Raw genomic sequence first — 18,339 nt, 5'->3', positions numbered from 1 at the left:
CGGCACGCGCTTGCGTCATCGCGCAGCTCTTTGGGCTCAGGACTATCGGTTAACGGCAGAAGTTGACGGCTGTAGGGTGGCCGGGATGTAGAGCTTGGTCTGCCATCTGACGACGTTATCAATTAACGCGTGTCGACTGCTGCTGCACCCGTTCCGTTATGGGGCAACCATCCTGAAGCTTGGTCCAGGACGAGACGTTGAGCTTCATCTCGCAGCGCGCGAGATAAGAGCCGCCATCGACCTTCAGGCAGGATGTCTGGCCGAGCTGGAACATGACGCCGCGATTTCGGCATTTGCAATTGTGGGCATCCGCCAAAGTCGGAATAAGGGCCATGATCAGGCCAAGTATGAGCACTCCAGGTCGCATGGCTGAGGCTCCAAAGGATATCCCGCCAGATTACTCCTGTCCGAGGGCATAGTCAAAACGTCTTCCCTCCACAGTGCCCACGCCGGAAGGCCGGTAATCCCTGCGAACTCCCCCGCTATCACCCGATCAAAATCGCGCGGATATCATTCACATTCGTCAGCGTCGGCCCCGTCACGACAAGGTCTCCCGCTGCCTTGAAAGCGGTGTAGCTGTCGTGGCCCACGAGCGACTGACGCGGATCGACACCGGCTTCGCGCATACGGGCAAGTGTGTCCGGCGTCACCACCGCACCCGCCGCATCCTCCACGCCGTCTATGCCGTCGCTATCGCCGGCAATGGCCCAGATGCCGTCCGCACCCTTAAGCGTCAACGCAAGGCTCAGCAGGAATTCCGTATTGCGGCCGCCCTTGCCGGCCGGTCCCTTGCCGCCAACGCCCCTGTTCAGCGTGACCGTGGTTTCGCCGCCGGAAAGCAGTACGGCCGGGCCTTTGATCGGCAGGCCCTTGCGGCTGGCGGAAAGCGCGATGCCGGCCATGACAGCGCCGACATCTTTTGACTCGCCTTCCAGTGAATCTCCGAGGATAAGCGGCGTAAGCCCGAGTTTCACGGCCTCATCCGCTGCCGCCTGCAGGGCGAGCGAGGGGGCGGCGATGAGCCGGATATCTTCCTCGATATCGCCGGCCTTCGGGGTTTCCTCGCCTTTTTCCAGCACCCTGCGCACGTTTTCGGGAAGATCGAGCGCATAACGGGAGACGATTTCCCGCACGGTTTCAATATCGCTCGGATCGGCGACCGTCGGGCCGGAGGCGATTTCGGACGGGTCGTCACCCGGCACATCCGAAATCAGCAGCGAAACGACCCTGGCCGGTTTGGCAGCCAGCGCCAGCCGCCCGCCCTTGATGCGGGAGAGATGTTTGCGCACGGCGTTCATTTCGGAAATCGTCGCACCGCTGGTAAGAAGGGCACGGTTGACGGCCATCTTGTCCGCAAGCGTCATGCCTTCGGCGGGGGCCACCATCAGCGCCGAACCGCCGCCGGAAATCAGCGCGATCACCATGTCGTCGGCGGTCAGGCCTTCAACGGCGGCGAGAATGCGTTTGGCCGCTTCCGCGCTCTTATCGTCGGGCACGGGATGGGAAGCCTCGATGATTTCGATACGCGCAGTCGGGACTGCATGACCGTAACGCGTCACCACCACACCGGAAAGATCGACATGCGGCCATGCCGCTTCAAGCGCGGCGGCCATGGCGGCGGAAGCCTTGCCAGCGCCCACCACCACGCAGCGTCCTTTGGGCGGGGAGGGAAGGTGGTGTTGCAGTACCTTTGCCGGATCGGCGCTGGCGACTGCGGCCATGAAGATGCGGTTGAGGGCGTCTTTTGCGCTGTGATCGTTCCATGCGTTCATCGGTTCATACTCCGATCCAGAGGAAGCCGAGCGCGAACAATGCCGGCAATGCCTGAATGAACAGGATTTTCAGATTGGCCGTAACGGCGCCGAAAATACCAGCCAGCAGAACGCAGGTCAGGAAGAAAACCTTGAAGTTCAGCCCTTCATCGCCCTGCATCAGCCCATAGATCAGCCCCGCTGCGAGAAAACCGTTATAAAGGCCCTGATTGGCGGCAAGCACCTTTGTCTGCCGGGCGAAATCCGCCGAAAGACCGAAGGCCTTGCGGCCGGCCGCTTTTTCCCACAGCAGCATTTCCAGAATGACGATGTAAATATGGATGGCCGCAACCACGGCAATCAGAATGCTGGCGATCATCGGCGGTTTCCTCCAAACCATGATGTCCGTTGCCGGCGGCTGTCAGGCTAAAACAGGCGGCGAGCGGATGATTCCGTTTTAACGGCGGGGCAGGGGGCCGCAAGGCCAGAATCCTCTCTTCCCGTGCAAACTGCCGAAGACCGGCAGCCTATTGCTTGACTCTTTGCTGAAATAGGAACAAAACAAGAACAATAAAGATGAATAACCGGAATTGAAACCTGTCATGCCATGCACAAGCGCGCGGATCAGTTGCTCGTTGTCGAAGAGCTGCGTGAAAGGCTGGAAAGGATCGGTAACGGCGCTCCGCGCCTGCACGAGACCTTGCCTTTCGGCGTGGATGCCATCGACCATCACCTGCCGGGAGGCGGGCTGAAGCTCGGCTGCCTGCATGAGGTGAGCGGCGGCGGCAATGGCGCTGCCGATGGCGCGGCGGCCGCCCTTTTTGCGGCCGGTGTGGCGGCACGGCTTTCCGGCAAGGTTTTATGGTGCGTCACCCGGCGGGATCTGTTCATGCCGGGGCTGACGCAGGCCGGCCTGTCGCAGAACAGGGTCATCATCGTTGAATGCCGCGATGAAAAAGGCGTGCTCGACTGTTTTGAGGAAGGCCTTCGCTGCAACGGCTTCGGCGCGGTGATGGGCGAAGTGGCGAAACTGCCGATGAACGCCTCGCGGCGGCTGCAACTGGCGGCGGAAACCTCTGGTGTGACCGGCATCGCCATCCGCCGTTTCCGTCGCGCCGCCGATGCGGCGCTGTTCGGCGAGCCGACGGCGGCGGTGACCCGCTGGCGCATCTCCGTCCGTCCTTCTTCGCCCTTGCCGATGCCGGGGGTGGGCAGGCCGCGCTGGTTTCTCGAACTTTTGCGATGTCGCGGCGGCGAAAGTGCCGAATTTGAAGTGGAAGCCTGTGATGCAAAGGGTCGTCTCGCTTTACCTGCCGACATGGTCGACGGATCGTTTCCGGCGTCTTTCGGGCAAGGACGCGCCGCCGGTTGAAAAGCCGCTGGTCATGATCGGCCGCCAGGGCAGCCGCCGGCTGGTGCTGGCGCTCGACAAGGCGGCAAAGGCGGCGGGCATCCGGCCCGGCACGCCGGTCAGCAAGGCGCAGGCGCTGGTGCCGGGCCTTATCGTGGAAGATATGGACGCAGCTGGTGATGCCCACGCCCTGCAACAGCTGGCTTTTCATTTCCTGCGCATCTACGCCCCCATCGTCGCTGCCGATGCGCCTGATGGGCTGGTGCTGGATACGGCGGGTGCGGACCATCTGCACGGTAATGAGGCGCTGATGCTGAGCGGCATGGTCAACCGCCTGCATGCCGCAGGCTTTGCCGCCCGCGCCGCCATTGCCGATAGCTGGGGCGCGGCTCATGCGCTGGCCCGCTTTGGCCGCGAGGAGATCGGCATCGTGCCGCCGGGCGGGCAGCGGGTGGCGATCGGCGGCTTGCCGCTTGCCGCGTTGAGGCTGGAAGAGCGTATTGTTTCCGGGCTGAAGGTGCTCGGTTTCCGCAGCATCGGTGAGCTGGCCGATGCCCCGCGTGCGCCGCTGACCCTGCGTTTCGGCCCCGAACTCGTGCGCCGTCTTTCCCAGGCTTTCGGGGAGATCGGCGAACCCATAGAGCCGGTGCGCGTGGCCGAGCTGGTGGAGGTGCGCCGCGCCTTTCCCGAACCCATTGCGGCGGCGGAGACGATTGCCCGTTATACGCAGAAGCTGGTTGCGGAGCTTTGTGTCGCGCTGGAAAAGCGCGGCCTCGGCGCCCGTCGTGTCGATCTGGTGCTGCATCGGGTGGATAGCGGCCTGCAGGCGGTGCGGGCCGGCACCTCCAGACCCGTGCGCGATGTCAGGCAGCTTGTCCGGCTTCTGACCGACCGGATCGACACCATCGATCCCGGTTTCGGCATCGAGATGATGGTGCTGACCGTCACCCATGCCGAACCGCTTGTCGCCGCGCAGGCCCGTTCCTCGCTTCTGGAGGAGGGACGTGCGGACATCGCCGATACGGTCGATGTCATCCTCAATCGCGGCCACAGGGTCTATCGTTATGCGGCGGTGGCAAGCGACGTGCCGGAACGCTCCGTTGTCCCCGTTGCGGCGCTTGCGCCTGAGGATAGGCTCGGCTGGCCCGGCCACTGGCCGCGCCCGGTCAGACTTTTTGCAAGGCCGGAACCCATCGAGACGCTGGCGCTGCTGCCGGACCATCCGCCGCGTTATTTCCTCTGGAAAGGCGTGCGCCACAATGTACGGCGCGCCGACGGGCCGGAGCGGGTGTTCGGCGAATGGTGGAAACGCGACCGGGAAAAGGAAGCCGTGCGCGATTATTTCACGGTGGAAAATGAAAGCGGCGAGCGCTTCTGGATTTTCCGCTCCGGTGACGGCGAACATGCGGAAACGGGCTCGCAAGGCTGGTTCATCCACGGGGTTTTCGCATGAACACGCCGCTTTATGCCGAGTTGCAGGTGACCACCCATTTCTCCTTCCTGCGCGGTGCAAGCTCCTGTGAGGAGCTGTTCGAACAGGCCAAAAATCTCGGCATAGAGACGCTCGGCATCGTGGATCGCAACAGCCTTGCGGGCATTCCCCGCGCTTATGAAGCCGCCAATAATCATGGCATCCGCCTCATCATCGGCTGCCGGCTCGATCTGGATGATGATATCTCCGTGCTAACCTATCCCATGGATCGCCCGGCTTACGGACGGCTGTGCCGGCTGCTTTCCGTTGGCAAGAAAAGAGGCGGCAAGGGCAAATGCCTGATGACATGGGATGACCTCGTCACCTATGGCGAAGGCCTGATCGTGGTGCTGCTTGCCGACCTGGCCGACGATCTCTGCGCGCTTCGGCTGCGCCGGCTGAAGACAGCCTTTGCGGACCGGGCCTATATGGCGCTCAGCCTCCGAAGGCGGCCCAACGACCAGATGCGGCTTTTCGAACTGTCGAACATGGCGGAAGCGGCTGGTGTGCCGACCGTGGTGACCAATGACGTGCTGTTTCATGTGCCCGAGCGGCGCATGCTGCAGGATGTCGTCACCTGCATCCGACACAATTGCACCATCGACGAGGCGGGTTTCCGGCGCGAACGCCACGCCGACCGCTATATGAAGCCGCCGGAGGAAATGCACCGGCTGTTTGCCCGTTACCCCGAAGCGCTCTCCCGCAGTCTTGAAATCGCGATGCGCTGCAAATTTTCGCTGAAGGAACTGGTCTATCAATATCCCGAGGAGCGCAGCCTGCCGGGGCTGACGGCGCAGCAGGCGCTGGAAAAGATGGTCTGGGAAGCGGTGCCGGGGCGTTATCCGAAGGGTTTGCCGGAGAAGGTAGAAAAGGCGCTGCATCACGAACTGGCGGTTGTCGGCAGGTTACAATATGCCTCCTATTTCCTGACCGTGAATGCCATCGTCCGTTATGCGCGTTCAAAAGACATTCTATGTCAGGGACGTGGTTCGGCGGCCAATTCGGTCATCTGTTTTGTGCTTGGCATCACCGCCATCGATCCCGCCCTTTTCAGCAATCTCGTCTTTGAACGTTTCGTTTCCGAAAACCGGGGCGAACCGCCTGACATCGACGTGGATTTTGAGCACCAGCGGCGCGAGGAGGTCATCCAGTGGGTCTATGACACCTACGGCCGTGACAAGGCGGCGCTCTGCTCCGTTGTTACCCGTTATCGCGGACGCGGGGCTTTACGCGATGTCGGCAAGGTTCTGGGCTTGCCGGAGGATCTGACGAAGCTTCTGTCCTCGCAGGTCTGGCGCTGGAGCGAGGGAGTGGATGAAAAGCAGGTGAAGGAACTTAACCTCAATATGGAGGATCGCCGCCTGAAGCTCGCTTTCGAGCTTGCCAATCAGCTTGTCGGCACACCGCGTCATCACAGCCAGCACCCGGGTGGTTTCGTCTTGACCCATGACCGGCTGGACGAACTGGTGCCGATCGAACCCGCCGCCATGGACGACCGCCAGATCATCGAATGGGACAAGGACGATATCGATGTCGTGAAGTTCATGAAGATGGATTGCCTGGCACTTGGCATGCTCTCCTGCATGAAGCGCGGCTTCGACATGCTGGAGGCACGCACGGGAGAGAAATACGATCTCGCCGCCATGCCGCCGGATGACAAACCCACCTATGCCATGATCCAGAAGGCCGATACGCTCGGCACGTTCCAGATTGAAAGCCGGGCGCAGATGTCGATGCTGCCGCGCCTGAGGCCGAAGGAGTTTTACGACCTCGTCATTCAGGTCGCCATCGTTCGCCCCGGCCCCATTCAGGGGGATATGGTCCATCCCTATCTACGCCGCCGACAGGGAAAGGAGCCAGTGCTTTTTCCGAAAAAAGAACTTGAAAGTGTCTTGGGAAAGACGATGGGTGTTCCGCTGTTTCAGGAGCAGGCGATGCGGATCGCCATGGATTGCGCCGGCTTCACCGCGGATGAGGCTGACCAGCTGCGCCGTGCCATGGCGACTTTCAAGAATGTCGGCACCATTTCCAAATTCAGGGAAAAGCTCGTCACGGGCATGGTGGAGCGCGGTTATGAGCAAGAATTCGCCGAACGTATCTTCAAACAGCTCGAAGGTTTCGGCAGCTATGGTTTCCCCGAAAGCCATGCGGCCTCCTTCGCGCTGATCGCCTATGCCTCCTCATGGCTGAAGTGCCATCATCCCGATATTTTCTGTACGGCCATTCTCAACTCGCAGCCCATGGGGTTTTACGCCCCGGCGCAGATCGTGCGTGATGCGCGTGACCATGGCGTGGAGGTGCGCCCGGTCTGCGTCAATAACAGCCGCTTCGATTGCACGCTAGAACCGACGGGTGAAAAGGATGCGAAGGGAGGGGAACGTTATGCCGTGCGGCTCGGTATGCGTCTGGTGAAGGGGCTTTCCAACAATCATGCTGCCGATATCGTTGCCGGCCGGCAGGACCGGGCGTTTGCCTCGGTGGATGATCTCTGGCGAAGGGCGGGCGTTCCCGCCGCAGCCCTCGTCTGTCTGGCCGAAGCCGATGCCTTTCTACCGTCGCTTCGCCTTGCCAGACGCGAGGCGCTCTGGGCCATCAAGGCCTTGCGGGATGAGCCGCTGCCGCTTTTCGCCGCCGCCGCCAGCCGGGAAAACGCCGTGGTGGATGAGCTTCAGGAACCCGCCGTCGCGCTCCGGCCCATGACTGACGGTGGTGAGGTGGTGCAGGATTACGGCCATGTGGGGCTGACGCTGCGCGAACATCCGATGACCTTCCTGCGGCGTGATCTTTCCCGCCGCCGCATTGTCACCTGTGCTGAGGCGGTGCGTGTGCGGGATGGCACATGGCTGGAAACGGCGGGTCTGGTGCTGGTGCGTCAGCGCCCCGGCTCGGCCAAGGGGGTGATTTTCATGACGCTGGAGGATGAGACGGGTATCGCCAATGCGGTGCTATGGGTGAAAACATTCGAAAAATACCGGCGCGTGGTGCTGTCTGCCGGCATGGTCGGCATTTATGGCAAGATCCAGCGGGAAGGCGAGGTGGTGCATCTGGTCGCCCACCGGTTGACCGATCTGTCAGAGGCGCTGGCAAGCGTGGGTGAGCGCAACCGTGTCTTTCCTCTGCCGCACGGGCGTGGCGATGAGTTTCACCATGGTATTCCGCCGGAAGATCATCGCGCCATCAGGAAACACCCGCCGCCCGCCGTCCATGATGAAGATGAGGTGGAACGGATAAAGGTCATTTCCCGCAATTTCCACTGAGATCCATTCCTATGCCGCATCCTCCAGCCCGGCCGTATCCTTCCTGCGGAACTGGCTGGGTGGCGCGCCGATCACCCGTTTGAAGGCGCGGCTGAAGGAAGCCTCGGAATCGTAACCGAGCTTTTCCGCCGCCAGCGTCACACGCATGCCTTCGCGCAGCCACAGCCGCGCCTGATGCATGCGCACCCGCACCACATAACGGGCCGGGCTTTCGCCCACCACGCGCGTGAAACGTTCCGCGAAACTGGAGCGGGATGCGCCCATCAGCGAGGCAAGCTCCTCCACGCTCCAGTCCTTTTCGGGGTTGAGGTGGATGGCGGCCAGCACCCGCCCGAGTTCGGGATTGCGCACGGCGGCCAGCCAGCCGCTGGAATCGCCGCAGCCATATTCCACCCATGTACGGATCAATGTCGCGGTCAGCACATCGGCAAGCCGTGCCAGAATGCCGCCCGCGCCCACGCGGTTCAGTTCCACCTCGCGCGTCATGGCTTCCAGCAGATGGGGGATAGCCGGGTCGCTTTTGGCCAGATCGCTGGTCAGCATCACATCCGGCATCAGCTGCAGCAGCGGGTGCAGATTGTCCATGTTGAAACGCATCGAGGCGGTGAAGGCGACGGTATCGCCGCCGGCGCTCGCACATTCCATGTCGAAGATGCCCTGGCAGACTTCCTTCTTGCCGAAGCGGTCGAAGAGGGCGGGCTTCACATCCTCGCCGCTGCCCAGCACATGGGCGTGCCCGCGCGGCAGAAGCACGGCGTCGCCACAGGTCAGCGTCAGCCATTCCCCGGAAGGTTTGCGCAATTTCGCCTGGCCGACGCCGATGAAATGAAACCGTGCGGCCTCCTGCTCGGGAAAGGCCGTCGCCCAGGGTGTGGCCATGCGGCAGCGGCCGTATTCGACACCATCGAGCCTCAGGCCACGCAACATTTCGGTCAGGGCATCATTCATGGCGTTCTCGCAAATTCGGAGTTTTAGTTAAGGAATACGGATTTTCTAGCATGGAAACGCCGGGTTGTCACGCATAGCTTACCTGCATCGATTTGCGGTTGCTGAACCGGGCTCCCACCGGCTCAGCACTTTGCCTTTCCGTTTCAGGACGCATTCCGGGAATGCGTATCAGGAGATTTTCATGAACAACCGGACCATAAACGAACTTGAATATGTGCCGCACAAGACAGAGCCGGATGCGAAATGGGCCGCCGTGGTTTCGCTTTCTCTCGGTGTCTTCGGGCTGGTAACGGCGGAGTTCCTGCCCGTCAGTCTTCTGACGCCGCTTTCGGCCGATCTCGCTGTCAGCTCCGGCATTGCCGGCCAATCCATCACCGTCACGGCGCTGGTCGCGGCGGTGGCCGGCCCCGGCGTCGTCATCGGCACACGCAGTATCGACCGCCGCTGGACATTGCTCGGGCTGACTACGCTGCTGATCATTTCCAGCACGCTGGCCGCCTTCGCCAACGGTCTTTTCATGCTGTTTGCCTCACGCGTCCTGCTCGGCATCGGCCTTGGCGGTTTCTGGGCCATGTCAGCGGCGCTGGCGCTGAGGCTCGTGCCGCTTGAGAAGATGCCGCGCGCCATGGCCATCATCCTGACAGGGGTCTCGGTCGCCACCGTCTGTGCCGCACCGGTGGGTGCGTGGATCGGCGCGACGCTTGGCTGGCGGTCGGCCTTCGTCGTTGCGGGTGCGCTCGGTGTCATCGCACTTCTCGTGCAATTGCTCACCGTTCCCTCACTGCCGCCGGCGGGTGCTCCCGGTCTTTCCACCATGTTCCGGCTGTTGCAGCGGCCGCAGGTGCGGATCGGCCTTCTGACGACGCTATTCATCGTTGCGGGTCACTTTGCCGGTTTCACCTATGTCCGTCCGTTCCTGGAAGATGTGACGCTTCTTGGCGTCGAGGCGATTTCGCTCGTCCTTCTGGTCTATGGTGTCGGCGGCTTTTTCGGCAATCTCTTTGGCGGTTTTCTCTCCGAGAAAAACACGGCATGGGCCGTGACGTTCGCCGCGACTCTCATCGCGGCATCAGCCTCCGTTCTGGTCGTCGCGGGTGCGTCGCCCCTCGTTGCCGGCCTTGCCATCGCCTCCTGGGGTTTTGCCTTCGGTGCGCTCCCGGTCAGTGTGCAGAGTTTCATCACGCGGGCCGCTTCCGATGAGGCGGAAAGCGCCGGTGCGCTGCTGCTCACCACGTTCCAGATCGCCATTTCCAGCGGTGCGGTTCTGGGCGGCCTGCTGATTGACCTACAGGGGGCGACGATGGTCTTCGTCTTCGTGGCGATCGCCGCCCTTCTCGGCGCATCGCTGATGGCGTCGCGCCGTGGCGTGGTGCCGCAGGTCGAGGCATCGCAGGGGTAATTGGTCGAAGAAAATGGACCCGCATTCGTGCGGGTCCTACCACTCCTCAAACCGTCTTGATTGCCTTCTGCGTCCGGTCTTTACCGACCTCGATCACGTGGCGCATGGCTTTTACCGCCGCATCCGCGTCACGCGCTGCAATCGCATGCACGATACGTAAATGATTGGACGCGATTTCGGCGATGGTGCCGGGCGAAGCGGCAGGCGACGAGAGCTGGAAGGAAATGGCGAGCGCGGCTTCGATCAGCCCGCTTGCCGATCGCATGAAGGGGTTGCCGGACATATGCGCCACGGCAAGGTGGAATTCGAGATCGACCTTGGCGATGCTCTCAGGCGTATGTTTCGGATTGTCGAATTTGGCGGCGATGACGTAAAGCGAAACGATATCGTCATTGGAGGCCTGCAGGGCCGCTGCCGCTGCCGCCGCCGGTTCCAGCGCCAGGCGGATCTCCGCCAGATGGGTGACGAATTCCTGGTCTATGCCGGCCTCGCAGCGCCAGCCGAGCACATCGGGATCGAAGAAGTTCCAGCTTGAGCGGTCGAGAACGCGGGTGCCGACCTTGGCCTTGGGTTCCACCAGCCGCTTGGCCGCCAGCGTTTTCATGGTTTCGCGCAGCACGGTGCGCGAGACCCCGAAACGTAAGGACAGTTCGGCGTCATTGGGCAACAGCGAGCCTTCCGCAATCCTGCCCGAGACGATGGCGCTGCCGAGTTCGGAGACCACATGGGCGTGGCTGTTCCGGCGTTTTCGTCCGCTTATCGTCGTTTCGAGCAGCCCCAAGCAAGCCTCCGTTTGCAATTATGCCGGATGCGGTCCGGCCAGTCTCCTGTTTGAATACCAGATGATTGCATGCTGCAACACGATGAAGACGAAAAGCAGCACACCGATGACGATTTTCGTCCACCAGGAGGAAAGCGTCCCGTCAAACACGATGTAGGTCTGGATCAGCCCCTGGATCAGCAGGCCGATGAAGGTGCCCGCCACCAGCCCCGTACCGCCGGTCAGAAGCGTGCCGCCGATGACGACGGCGGCGATGGCGTCGAGTTCAACACCCACCGTCGCCAGCGAATAGCCTGACGAGGTGTAGAGCGTATAGACGATGCCGGCGAGACCGGAGAGAAAGCCTGATAGCGCATAGATGCCGATGATCGTCGCCCCGATCGGCACGCCCATCAGCTCGGCCGATTGCGGATTGCCGCCGAGCGCATAAACATTGGCGCCGAAGCGGGTGCGGCTGGCGATCAGCATGCCGGCGGCAAAGACGAGAAGCATCAGCATGGCCAGCGCCGTCAGCCTGCCGCCGCCGGGAAAGCGATAATAAAAGCCCTGTATCGCATCGATGAAGGGATGCGAGATCGGCACAGACTGGGTGGAGATAAGGTAAGCCGCGCCGCGCGCCAGAAACATGCCCGCCAGCGTTACCACGAAGGGCGGGATGGCGAGGAAGCGGATCATCGCTCCCATCAGGCAGCCGAACAATGTCGAGACCACCAGCACGATGGCGAAGGCGAGCAGCGGATGGACGTTATAGGTGCCGACCATGACGGCGACGAAGACGCTGGTGAAGGCGATGACCGAACCGATGGAGAGGTCGATGCCGCCCGACAGGATGACGAAGGTCATGCCGACGGCCGCGATGCCGAGAAAGGCATTGTCGGTGAGAAGATTGCCGATCACCCGCGTCGAGAAGATTGCCGGATATTGCAGTGCGCACAGCAGATAGGCGATGACGAAGATCGCCAGTGTGGTGAGGAAGGGCAGGTTGCGGCTGTGAATCATCGCGCGGTTCCTTCCTTGGTCATGCCATTGGCGGCCGGTTTGGCATGCGGTTTCGGGGTCCGGACGAAGCCCAGAACCGTCATGATTGCCGGCGATTGCAGAGTCAGCACCACCATGATGATGCCCGCCTTGATGATGAGGTTGAATTCCGGCGGAAAGCCCGAAACGAGGATGCCGGTATTGATGGTCTGGATGATGAGCGCGCCGATCAGCGAGGCGGTGATGGAGAAGCGCCCGCCATTCAGCGAGGTGCCACCGATGACCACCGCAAGGATCGCGTCCAGCTCCAGCCACAGCCCGGCATTATTGGCATCCGCGCCGCGAATATCGGCGGTCACGATCATGCCGGCGATGGCTGCGCAGAGGCCGGAAACCGCATAGACGAAAAACAGCAGGAAGCGGGCCCGCACGCCCGCGAGAGCTGCGGCGCGACGATTGATGCCGGTCGCCTCGATCAGGAAGCCGAGCGCGCTCTTGCGCACCAGAAGGCCGATCATGAGCGCTGCCGCCATCCAGATGATGACGGGCAGTGGAATGCCCGCGAACGAGCCGGAGCCGATGGCGGAAAAGCTGTCATTGTTGAAGGTGAGAATGACACCTTCGGTAATAAGCTGGGCGATGCCGCGTCCCGCCACCATCAGGATCAGCGTGGCAATGATCGGCTGTATGTCGAGAAGGGCGACCAGCACGCCGTTCCATAACCCGCAGGCAATGCCCACCGCAAGCGAGATGACGATGACCGAAGGAATGGAATGGCCGTTGCTGATGAGCGTGGCCGCGACCGCACCGCAGATGGCGATGACGGCGCCGATGGACAGATCGATGCCCTTGGTGGCGATGACCAGCGTCATGCCGATGGTCAAAAGCGCCACGGGTGCGGCGCGTACGAGAATATCGACCAGGCTGCCATAGAGCCGGCCGTTCTGGAACGAGACATGCAGGAAACCTGGCGAAACGATTGTAATCGCAGCCAGAATGACGAACAGCGCGATAAGCTGGGGAGCGAGCCTTTTCAGGCGTCTTGTCACTGCCGCCATCACGCCGCCTCCGTTTTTGCCGCATCGGCAATCGCCCGCATGATGTTGTCGGCGGTCACTTCGCCGCCCTTCAACTCGCTGACATGGCGACGATCCGAAAGTACGACGACACGATGGGCAACGGCGGTAAGCTCCTCCAGTTCGGAGGAGATGACGACGAGCGACATGCCTTCGCTGCAGAGTTTTTCGATCATTTTCAGGATTTCAGCATGCGCGCCGATATCGATGCCGCGTGTCGGCTCGTCGAGTATCAGAAGCCGGGGATGGGTGGCGAGCCAGCGCGCCAGAATGGCCTTCTGCTGATTGCCGCCGGACAGGAATTTGATTGGCCGGTCGGGGTCGGCCGGGCGGATATCGAGCGACTTGATGAAGCTTTCGGCCAGTTCCGCTTTCTGCCGGCGCGACAGTGGCCGTGCCCACCCCTGCCGGGCCTGAAGCGCCAGCGCGATATTGTCGGTGACGGAAAAATCGCCGATGATGCCGTCGGTCTTGCGCTCTTCCGGACAGAAACCGAAACCGGCGGTGATGGCCGCTTCCGGTGAAGAAATCGCCACCGTCTGGCCGTCGATGACAGCCTTTCCGGTATCCGGCCGGTCGATGCCGAATAGCAGGAAGGCTGTTTCCGTTCGGCCCGAACCGAGTAGCCCGGCAACACCGACGATTTCGCCGGGGCGGATGCCGAGATCGAAGGGGGCGATGCTGCCGCGTTTGCCGTAACCTTCGAAACGGATCGGCGGCTCGCCTTCGGCAACCGTCTCTTCGGTCGCCTGATGTTCGTGGGTAATATGCTGAAGCTCGCGGCCGAGCATCATCGAAATCAGTTCGGACCTCGGCAAACTGCCGATGTCGCGGGTGCCGACGAGGCGGCCATTGCGCAGCACCGTCACCCGGTCGGCGATTTCATAGACCTGATTGAGGAAGTGGGTGATGATGACGATACCGATGCCGCGCGCGCGCAGGTTTCTCAAGACGCCGAACAGCATCTCGACCTCATGGGCATCAAGGCTGGCGGTGGGTTCGTCCAGCACCAGCACCTTGCCGGAAAGATCGACGGCGCGGGCAATGGCGATGATTTGGCGGATGGCGACGGAATAACTGGAGAGAAGCGCGTTGACGTCTATGGAAAGTCCGTATTGGGCAAGCAGCGCTTGCGAATTCTTCTGCATCGCGCTGCGGTCGATCAGCCCGAAGCGGCGCGGCTGGCGGCCGAGAAACAGGTTTTCGGCAACCGTCAGGTTTTCGAGAAGGTTCACTTCCTGATAGACCGTGCCGATGCCGAGCGCCTGCGCCTCGCCGACATTGGTAGGCGAAATCTCGCTGCCTTCCAGAAAGATCGAGCCGCTGTCGCGGTGATAAACGCCGGTCAGGATCTTGATCAGCGTCGATTTGCCCGCGCCGTTTTCGCCGAGCAGTGCGTGGATTTCACCGCGCCGGAGCGAGAAATCGACATTATCGAGCGCGGTGATCCCGAGAAAGGATTTGCCGATGGCGCGTGCTTCCAGAAGTGATGCCGTTTCGGACATTGAGCAGGTTCCGTACGAAATAAAGCCATGAGGGAGCGGCGCAGCTTATGAACCGCTCCAAAAGTTGCTTGCAAGCTCTTCTCCAAACACCAGGTCATCCTCGGGTTTAACCCGAGGATCCATCCTTCCAGGGGCATGGATCCTCGCCTCAGGGGCGAGGATGACGGCGTAAGGTTTTGTGCTGCACAACATGCCAGAGAGCGGCGCGAATGACGCGCCGCTCCCTTCAAAGAAATGGCTCAGTACCCCAGGCCCTTCTTCGCCTCATAGACCTTCATCGGATCATCGGATGCCGTATAAAGCTTGGATTCCGTCTGGATCCACTTCGCTGGCGCCTTCTTGTCTTTCAGATAGGCCTCGAGCGCGTCAAAGGCCGGGCCGGCCATGTCGGGTGTCAGTTCCACCGTCGCATTGGCCTCGCCATCCGCCATGGCCTTGAAGATGTCAGGCACGGCGTCGATGGAGACGATCTTGATGTCGGTTCCGGGTTTCAGGCCGGCTTCCTTGATCGCCTGGATCGCGCCGACGGCCATGTCGTCATTATGGGCATAGACCGCACAGATATCCTTGCCGCCGCCTTCGGCCTTGATGAAGCTTTCCATCACTTCCTTGCCCTTGGTGCGGGTGAAGTCACCCGTCTGCGAGCGCACGATCTTGATGTTGGCGTGGGAAGCGATGGCGTCTTCGAAGCCCTTCTTGCGGTTGATGGCGGGCGAGGAGCCGGTCGTGCCCTGCAATTCCACGACCTTGCAGTCCTTGGAGCCGACATCCTTGACAAGCCAGTCACCGGCCACCTTGCCTTCGTGCACCTGGTCGGAGGTTACGGCGGTCAGGTAAAGATCATCAGGCGCCTCGATCTGGCGGTCGAGCAGGATGACGGGGATTTTTTCTTCCTTGGCTTCCTTCAGCACGGCATCCCAGCCGGTGGCGACGACGGGCGCGATCAGGATCGCATCGACGCCCTGCGCGATGAAGCCGCGCACCGCCTTGATCTGGTTTTCCTGCTTCTGCTGCGCGTCGGCGAATTTCAGCGTGACGCCGCGCTTTTCGGCCTGCTGTTTGGTGACGGTGGTCTCAGCCGCGCGCCAGCCGGATTCCGAGCCGATCTGCGAGAAACCGACGGTGAGCGATTGGGCGGAAACACTGGATGCAAGGCATGCGGAAATGGCGACAGTGAATGCCGCAAGAGCTTTTCTCATCTTATCCTCCCAGAGATGATGTCAGCGTGACGGCGACACTATGAGCATATAGTAATACTCTTGAAAAGTGTTTTTTAGCATTTCCGCAATTTGTCATTCGCGAGATTTATCGGGATTTTTCAATGAATCTTGATGAATCAAATGCTTAATTGCAGAATCTCAGCGTTCTTTGAAAGCGGGATCAGGACGCAAATGACGCCATATCTGCCTTGACAGGCAAAGATGACATCTAATAGTAATACAAATAAATAGATCAGTTCGTGATGAAATGCGCCGCCGCCGGCTCGCGGCCATAAGGCAAGGCAGGGAGGGAGAGACCGTTGCGCAGCGCCGATATTATCGTAAGCGCCGAAAAATATTCGGCTAAAGCCGAAGAACGGCCACGATCCACTCGTCTGCGCCTGCTCTGTCGGTTATGCGTGATCTCCGAAAGCTGATTCCATTTTCCTTGCGCACAACATAAGCTTGTCGCATTTCGTAATATTTTACCGTTGGCCACTTCCGGCTGGAGACCTGCATAATGACCAAATCCGACAATCTGCCTGCAACCCAAGGCAAGCTTCGTTCGCGCGCGTGGTTCGACAACCCCGCCAATGCGGATATGACGGCACTTTATCTCGAGCGTTACATGAATTTCGGTCTCAGCCAGGCCGAGCTTCAGTCCGACCGCCCGATCATCGGCATTGCCCAGACCGGTTCGGATCTTTCGCCCTGCAACCGTCACCATCTGGAGCTGGCGAACCGCCTGCGTGAAGGCATTCGTGAAGCTGGCGGCATCGCGATTGAGTTTCCGGTCCATCCGATCCAGGAAACCGGCAAACGCCCGACCGCCGGTCTCGACCGTAACCTTGCCTATCTCGGCCTCGTGGAAGTGCTCTACGGTTATCCGCTCGACGGCGTCGTTCTGACCATCGGCTGTGACAAGACCACGCCTGCCTGTCTTATGGCGGCGGCCACCGTCAACATTCCGGCCATCGCCCTTTCCGTCGGCCCCATGCTGAACGGCTGGTTCCGTGGCGAACGCACCGGCTCCGGCACCATCGTCTGGAAGGCGCGTGAATTGCTGGCGAAGGGCGAGATCGATTATCAGGGCTTCGTCAAGCTCGTCGCCTCGTCGGCTCCCTCCACCGGTTATTGCAACACCATGGGCACGGCAACGACCATGAACTCGCTTGCCGAAGCACTCGGCATGCAGCTTCCGGGCTCCGCCGCCATTCCGGCGCCTTACCGTGATCGTCAGGAGGTCTCTTATCTCACCGGCCTGCGCATCGTCGAAATGGTCAAGGAAGATCTGAAACCATCGGATATCATGACCAAGGATGCCTTCATCAACGCCATCCGCGTCAATTCGGCCATCGGCGGCTCCACCAATGCGCCGATCCATCTGAACGGCCTCGCACGTCACGTCGGCGTCGAACTGACCGTGGATGACTGGCAGACCTATGGCGAAGACGTGCCGCTGCTTGTCAACCTGCAGCCGGCCGGCGAATATCTCGGCGAGGATTATTACCATGCCGGCGGCGTTCCCGCTGTCGTCAACCAGCTGATGACCCAGGGACTGATCATGGAAGACGCCATGACTGTCAACGGCAAGACCATCGGCGACAATTGCCGTGGTGCGATCATCGAAGACGAGAAGGTCATCCGCCCCTATGAGCAGCCGCTCAAGGAGCGCGCCGGCTTCCGTGTTCTGCGCGGCAACCTGTTCTCTTCAGCCATCATGAAAACCAGCGTGATCTCGGAAGAGTTCCGCAACCGTTACCTCTCCAACCCGAACGACCCGGAAGCCTTCGAAGGCCGCGCCGTGGTGTTCGACGGTCCGGAGGATTACCATCACCGCATCGACGATCCGTCGCTGAAGATCGACGCCAACACCATCCTCTTCATGCGCGGCGCGGGACCCATCGGTTATCCGGGTGCGGCGGAAGTGGTGAACATGCGCGCGCCGGATTATCTCCTGAAGGAAGGCGTCAATTCGCTGCCCTGCATCGGCGATGGCCGTCAGTCCGGCACGTCGGGCAGCCCGTCCATCCTCAACGCTTCCCCGGAAGCGGCGGCTGGCGGCGGTCTCGCCGTCCTGCAGACGGGTGACCGCGTCCGTATTGATGTCGGCCGCGGCAAGGCGGATATCCTGATTTCAGGTGAAGAACTGGCCAAGCGTTACGAGGCGTTGACGGCTCAGGGCGGTTACAAGTTCCCTGACCACCAGACGCCATGGCAGGAAATCCAGCGCGGTATCGTCAGCCAGATGGAAACCGGCGCGGTTCTGGAGCCGGCCGTGAAATACCAGCGCATCGCCCAGACCAAGGGCCTGCCGCGCGACAACCACTGAAGCAAGGGCGCGCACTTACGCTTTTCTCGTCAGCCTCGGGTTTATCCCCGGGGCTGAAATGCCCTTTACATAATCCTCGCGTCCAACCGAGATGTCGTAACCGGTCAATTGGTTGCTGGGATTTGGATAGGGTGCGAGGTCGCCACACTTTTCTTCTCCCCGCCGGGGAGAAGGTGGCCCGAAGGGTCGGATGAGGGGGAACCCTCACCACATATCGCAGGGCTTGCCCCCTCATCCCGCTGCCGCGACCTTCTCCCCCGGCGGGGAGAAGAAACAAGCGGCGCTCGCTCG

The 18,339-nt window shown here is 61.2% G+C and carries 14 protein-coding genes; 5 read left to right on the top strand and 9 right to left on the bottom strand.

The features are described from left to right. Nucleotides 1-118: 118 nt before the first annotated feature. From N5D22_RS25160 to N5D22_RS25150, 3 genes are all read right to left on the bottom strand, one after another. Nucleotides 119-367, bottom strand: coding sequence for a hypothetical protein (locus N5D22_RS25160; RefSeq protein ID WP_279658739.1), 249 nt, complete (start codon nucleotides 365-367; stop codon nucleotides 119-121). A gap of 118 nt (nucleotides 368-485) precedes the next feature. After that, the gene (locus N5D22_RS25155) at nucleotides 486-1,772 is read right to left on the bottom strand and encodes a glycerate kinase (protein ID WP_279658738.1); all 1,287 of its coding nucleotides are present in this window, start codon (nucleotides 1,770-1,772) and stop codon (nucleotides 486-488) included. Nucleotides 1,773-1,776: 4 nt separating this feature from the next. Next, entirely contained in the window at nucleotides 1,777-2,130 is a 354-nt protein-coding gene (locus tag N5D22_RS25150; RefSeq protein ID WP_279658737.1) for a DUF1304 domain-containing protein, read from the bottom strand. 228 nt (nucleotides 2,131-2,358) lie between these two features. Between N5D22_RS25150 and N5D22_RS25145 the strand changes: the two genes are divergently transcribed. Genes N5D22_RS25145 through N5D22_RS25135 form a run of 3 tightly spaced genes read left to right on the top strand, consistent with a single transcriptional unit; the run spans nucleotide 2,359 to nucleotide 7,830 of the window. After that, nucleotides 2,359-3,123: an ImuA family protein gene (locus N5D22_RS25145; protein ID WP_279658736.1), complete on the top strand. Its 765-nt coding sequence runs from the start codon at nucleotides 2,359-2,361 to the stop codon at nucleotides 3,121-3,123. Then, nucleotides 3,038-4,555 carry a DNA polymerase Y family protein gene (locus N5D22_RS25140; RefSeq protein WP_279658735.1) on the top strand — a complete coding sequence of 506 codons (1,518 nt, stop codon included), beginning with the start codon at nucleotides 3,038-3,040 and terminating at the stop codon, nucleotides 4,553-4,555. The genes N5D22_RS25145 and N5D22_RS25140 overlap by 86 nt, the downstream gene beginning before the upstream one ends. Continuing rightward, nucleotides 4,552-7,830: an error-prone DNA polymerase gene (locus tag N5D22_RS25135; protein ID WP_279658734.1), complete on the top strand. Its 3,279-nt coding sequence runs from the start codon at nucleotides 4,552-4,554 to the stop codon at nucleotides 7,828-7,830. Before N5D22_RS25140 ends, N5D22_RS25135 begins: the two co-directional genes overlap by 4 nt. 9 nt (nucleotides 7,831-7,839) lie before the next feature. On the opposite strand, the gene N5D22_RS25130 is transcribed toward N5D22_RS25135, so the two are convergent. Continuing rightward, a complete protein-coding gene (locus N5D22_RS25130; RefSeq protein ID WP_279658733.1) occupies nucleotides 7,840-8,778 on the bottom strand; it encodes an AraC family transcriptional regulator in 939 nt (312 codons plus the stop codon). A gap of 181 nt (nucleotides 8,779-8,959) precedes the next feature. Here N5D22_RS25130 and N5D22_RS25125 point away from each other — a divergent pair, with 181 nt between their 5' ends. Continuing rightward, the gene (locus N5D22_RS25125; protein ID WP_279658732.1) at nucleotides 8,960-10,177 is read left to right on the top strand and encodes an MFS transporter; all 1,218 of its coding nucleotides are present in this window, start codon (nucleotides 8,960-8,962) and stop codon (nucleotides 10,175-10,177) included. 46 nt (nucleotides 10,178-10,223) lie between these two features. Here N5D22_RS25125 and N5D22_RS25120 read toward each other — a convergent pair whose 3' ends face one another. From N5D22_RS25120 to ytfQ, 5 genes are all read right to left on the bottom strand, one after another. Beyond that, complete coding sequence (locus N5D22_RS25120; RefSeq protein WP_279658731.1) at nucleotides 10,224-10,958, bottom strand: FadR/GntR family transcriptional regulator; 735 nt, start codon at nucleotides 10,956-10,958, stop codon at nucleotides 10,224-10,226. Between the two features lie 18 nt (nucleotides 10,959-10,976). Next, nucleotides 10,977-11,957, bottom strand: coding sequence for a galactofuranose ABC transporter, permease protein YjfF (gene yjfF / locus N5D22_RS25115; RefSeq protein WP_279658730.1), 981 nt, complete (start codon nucleotides 11,955-11,957; stop codon nucleotides 10,977-10,979). Beyond that, nucleotides 11,954-12,994: an ABC transporter permease gene (locus tag N5D22_RS25110; protein WP_279658729.1), complete on the bottom strand. Its 1,041-nt coding sequence runs from the start codon at nucleotides 12,992-12,994 to the stop codon at nucleotides 11,954-11,956. Before N5D22_RS25110 ends, yjfF begins: the two co-directional genes overlap by 4 nt. Further along, complete coding sequence (locus N5D22_RS25105; protein ID WP_279658728.1) at nucleotides 12,994-14,517, bottom strand: sugar ABC transporter ATP-binding protein; 1,524 nt, start codon at nucleotides 14,515-14,517, stop codon at nucleotides 12,994-12,996. Before N5D22_RS25105 ends, N5D22_RS25110 begins: the two co-directional genes overlap by 1 nt. 239 nt (nucleotides 14,518-14,756) lie before the next feature. Continuing rightward, a complete protein-coding gene (gene ytfQ, locus N5D22_RS25100; RefSeq protein ID WP_279658727.1) occupies nucleotides 14,757-15,716 on the bottom strand; it encodes a galactofuranose ABC transporter, galactofuranose-binding protein YtfQ in 960 nt (319 codons plus the stop codon). 520 nt (nucleotides 15,717-16,236) lie between these two features. Here ytfQ and N5D22_RS25095 point away from each other — a divergent pair. Next, a complete protein-coding gene (locus N5D22_RS25095) occupies nucleotides 16,237-18,048 on the top strand; it encodes an IlvD/Edd family dehydratase (protein WP_279658726.1) in 1,812 nt (603 codons plus the stop codon). Nucleotides 18,049-18,339: the final 291 nt, after the last annotated feature.

It is taken from the genome of Agrobacterium sp. GD03872, assembly GCF_029840625.1.
GTDB classification, from domain to species: Bacteria; Pseudomonadota; Alphaproteobacteria; order Rhizobiales; family Rhizobiaceae; genus Agrobacterium; species Agrobacterium fabrum_A.
Note: the sequence above shows the minus strand (reverse complement) of the source record. Positions and strands in the feature narration are given on the sequence as shown.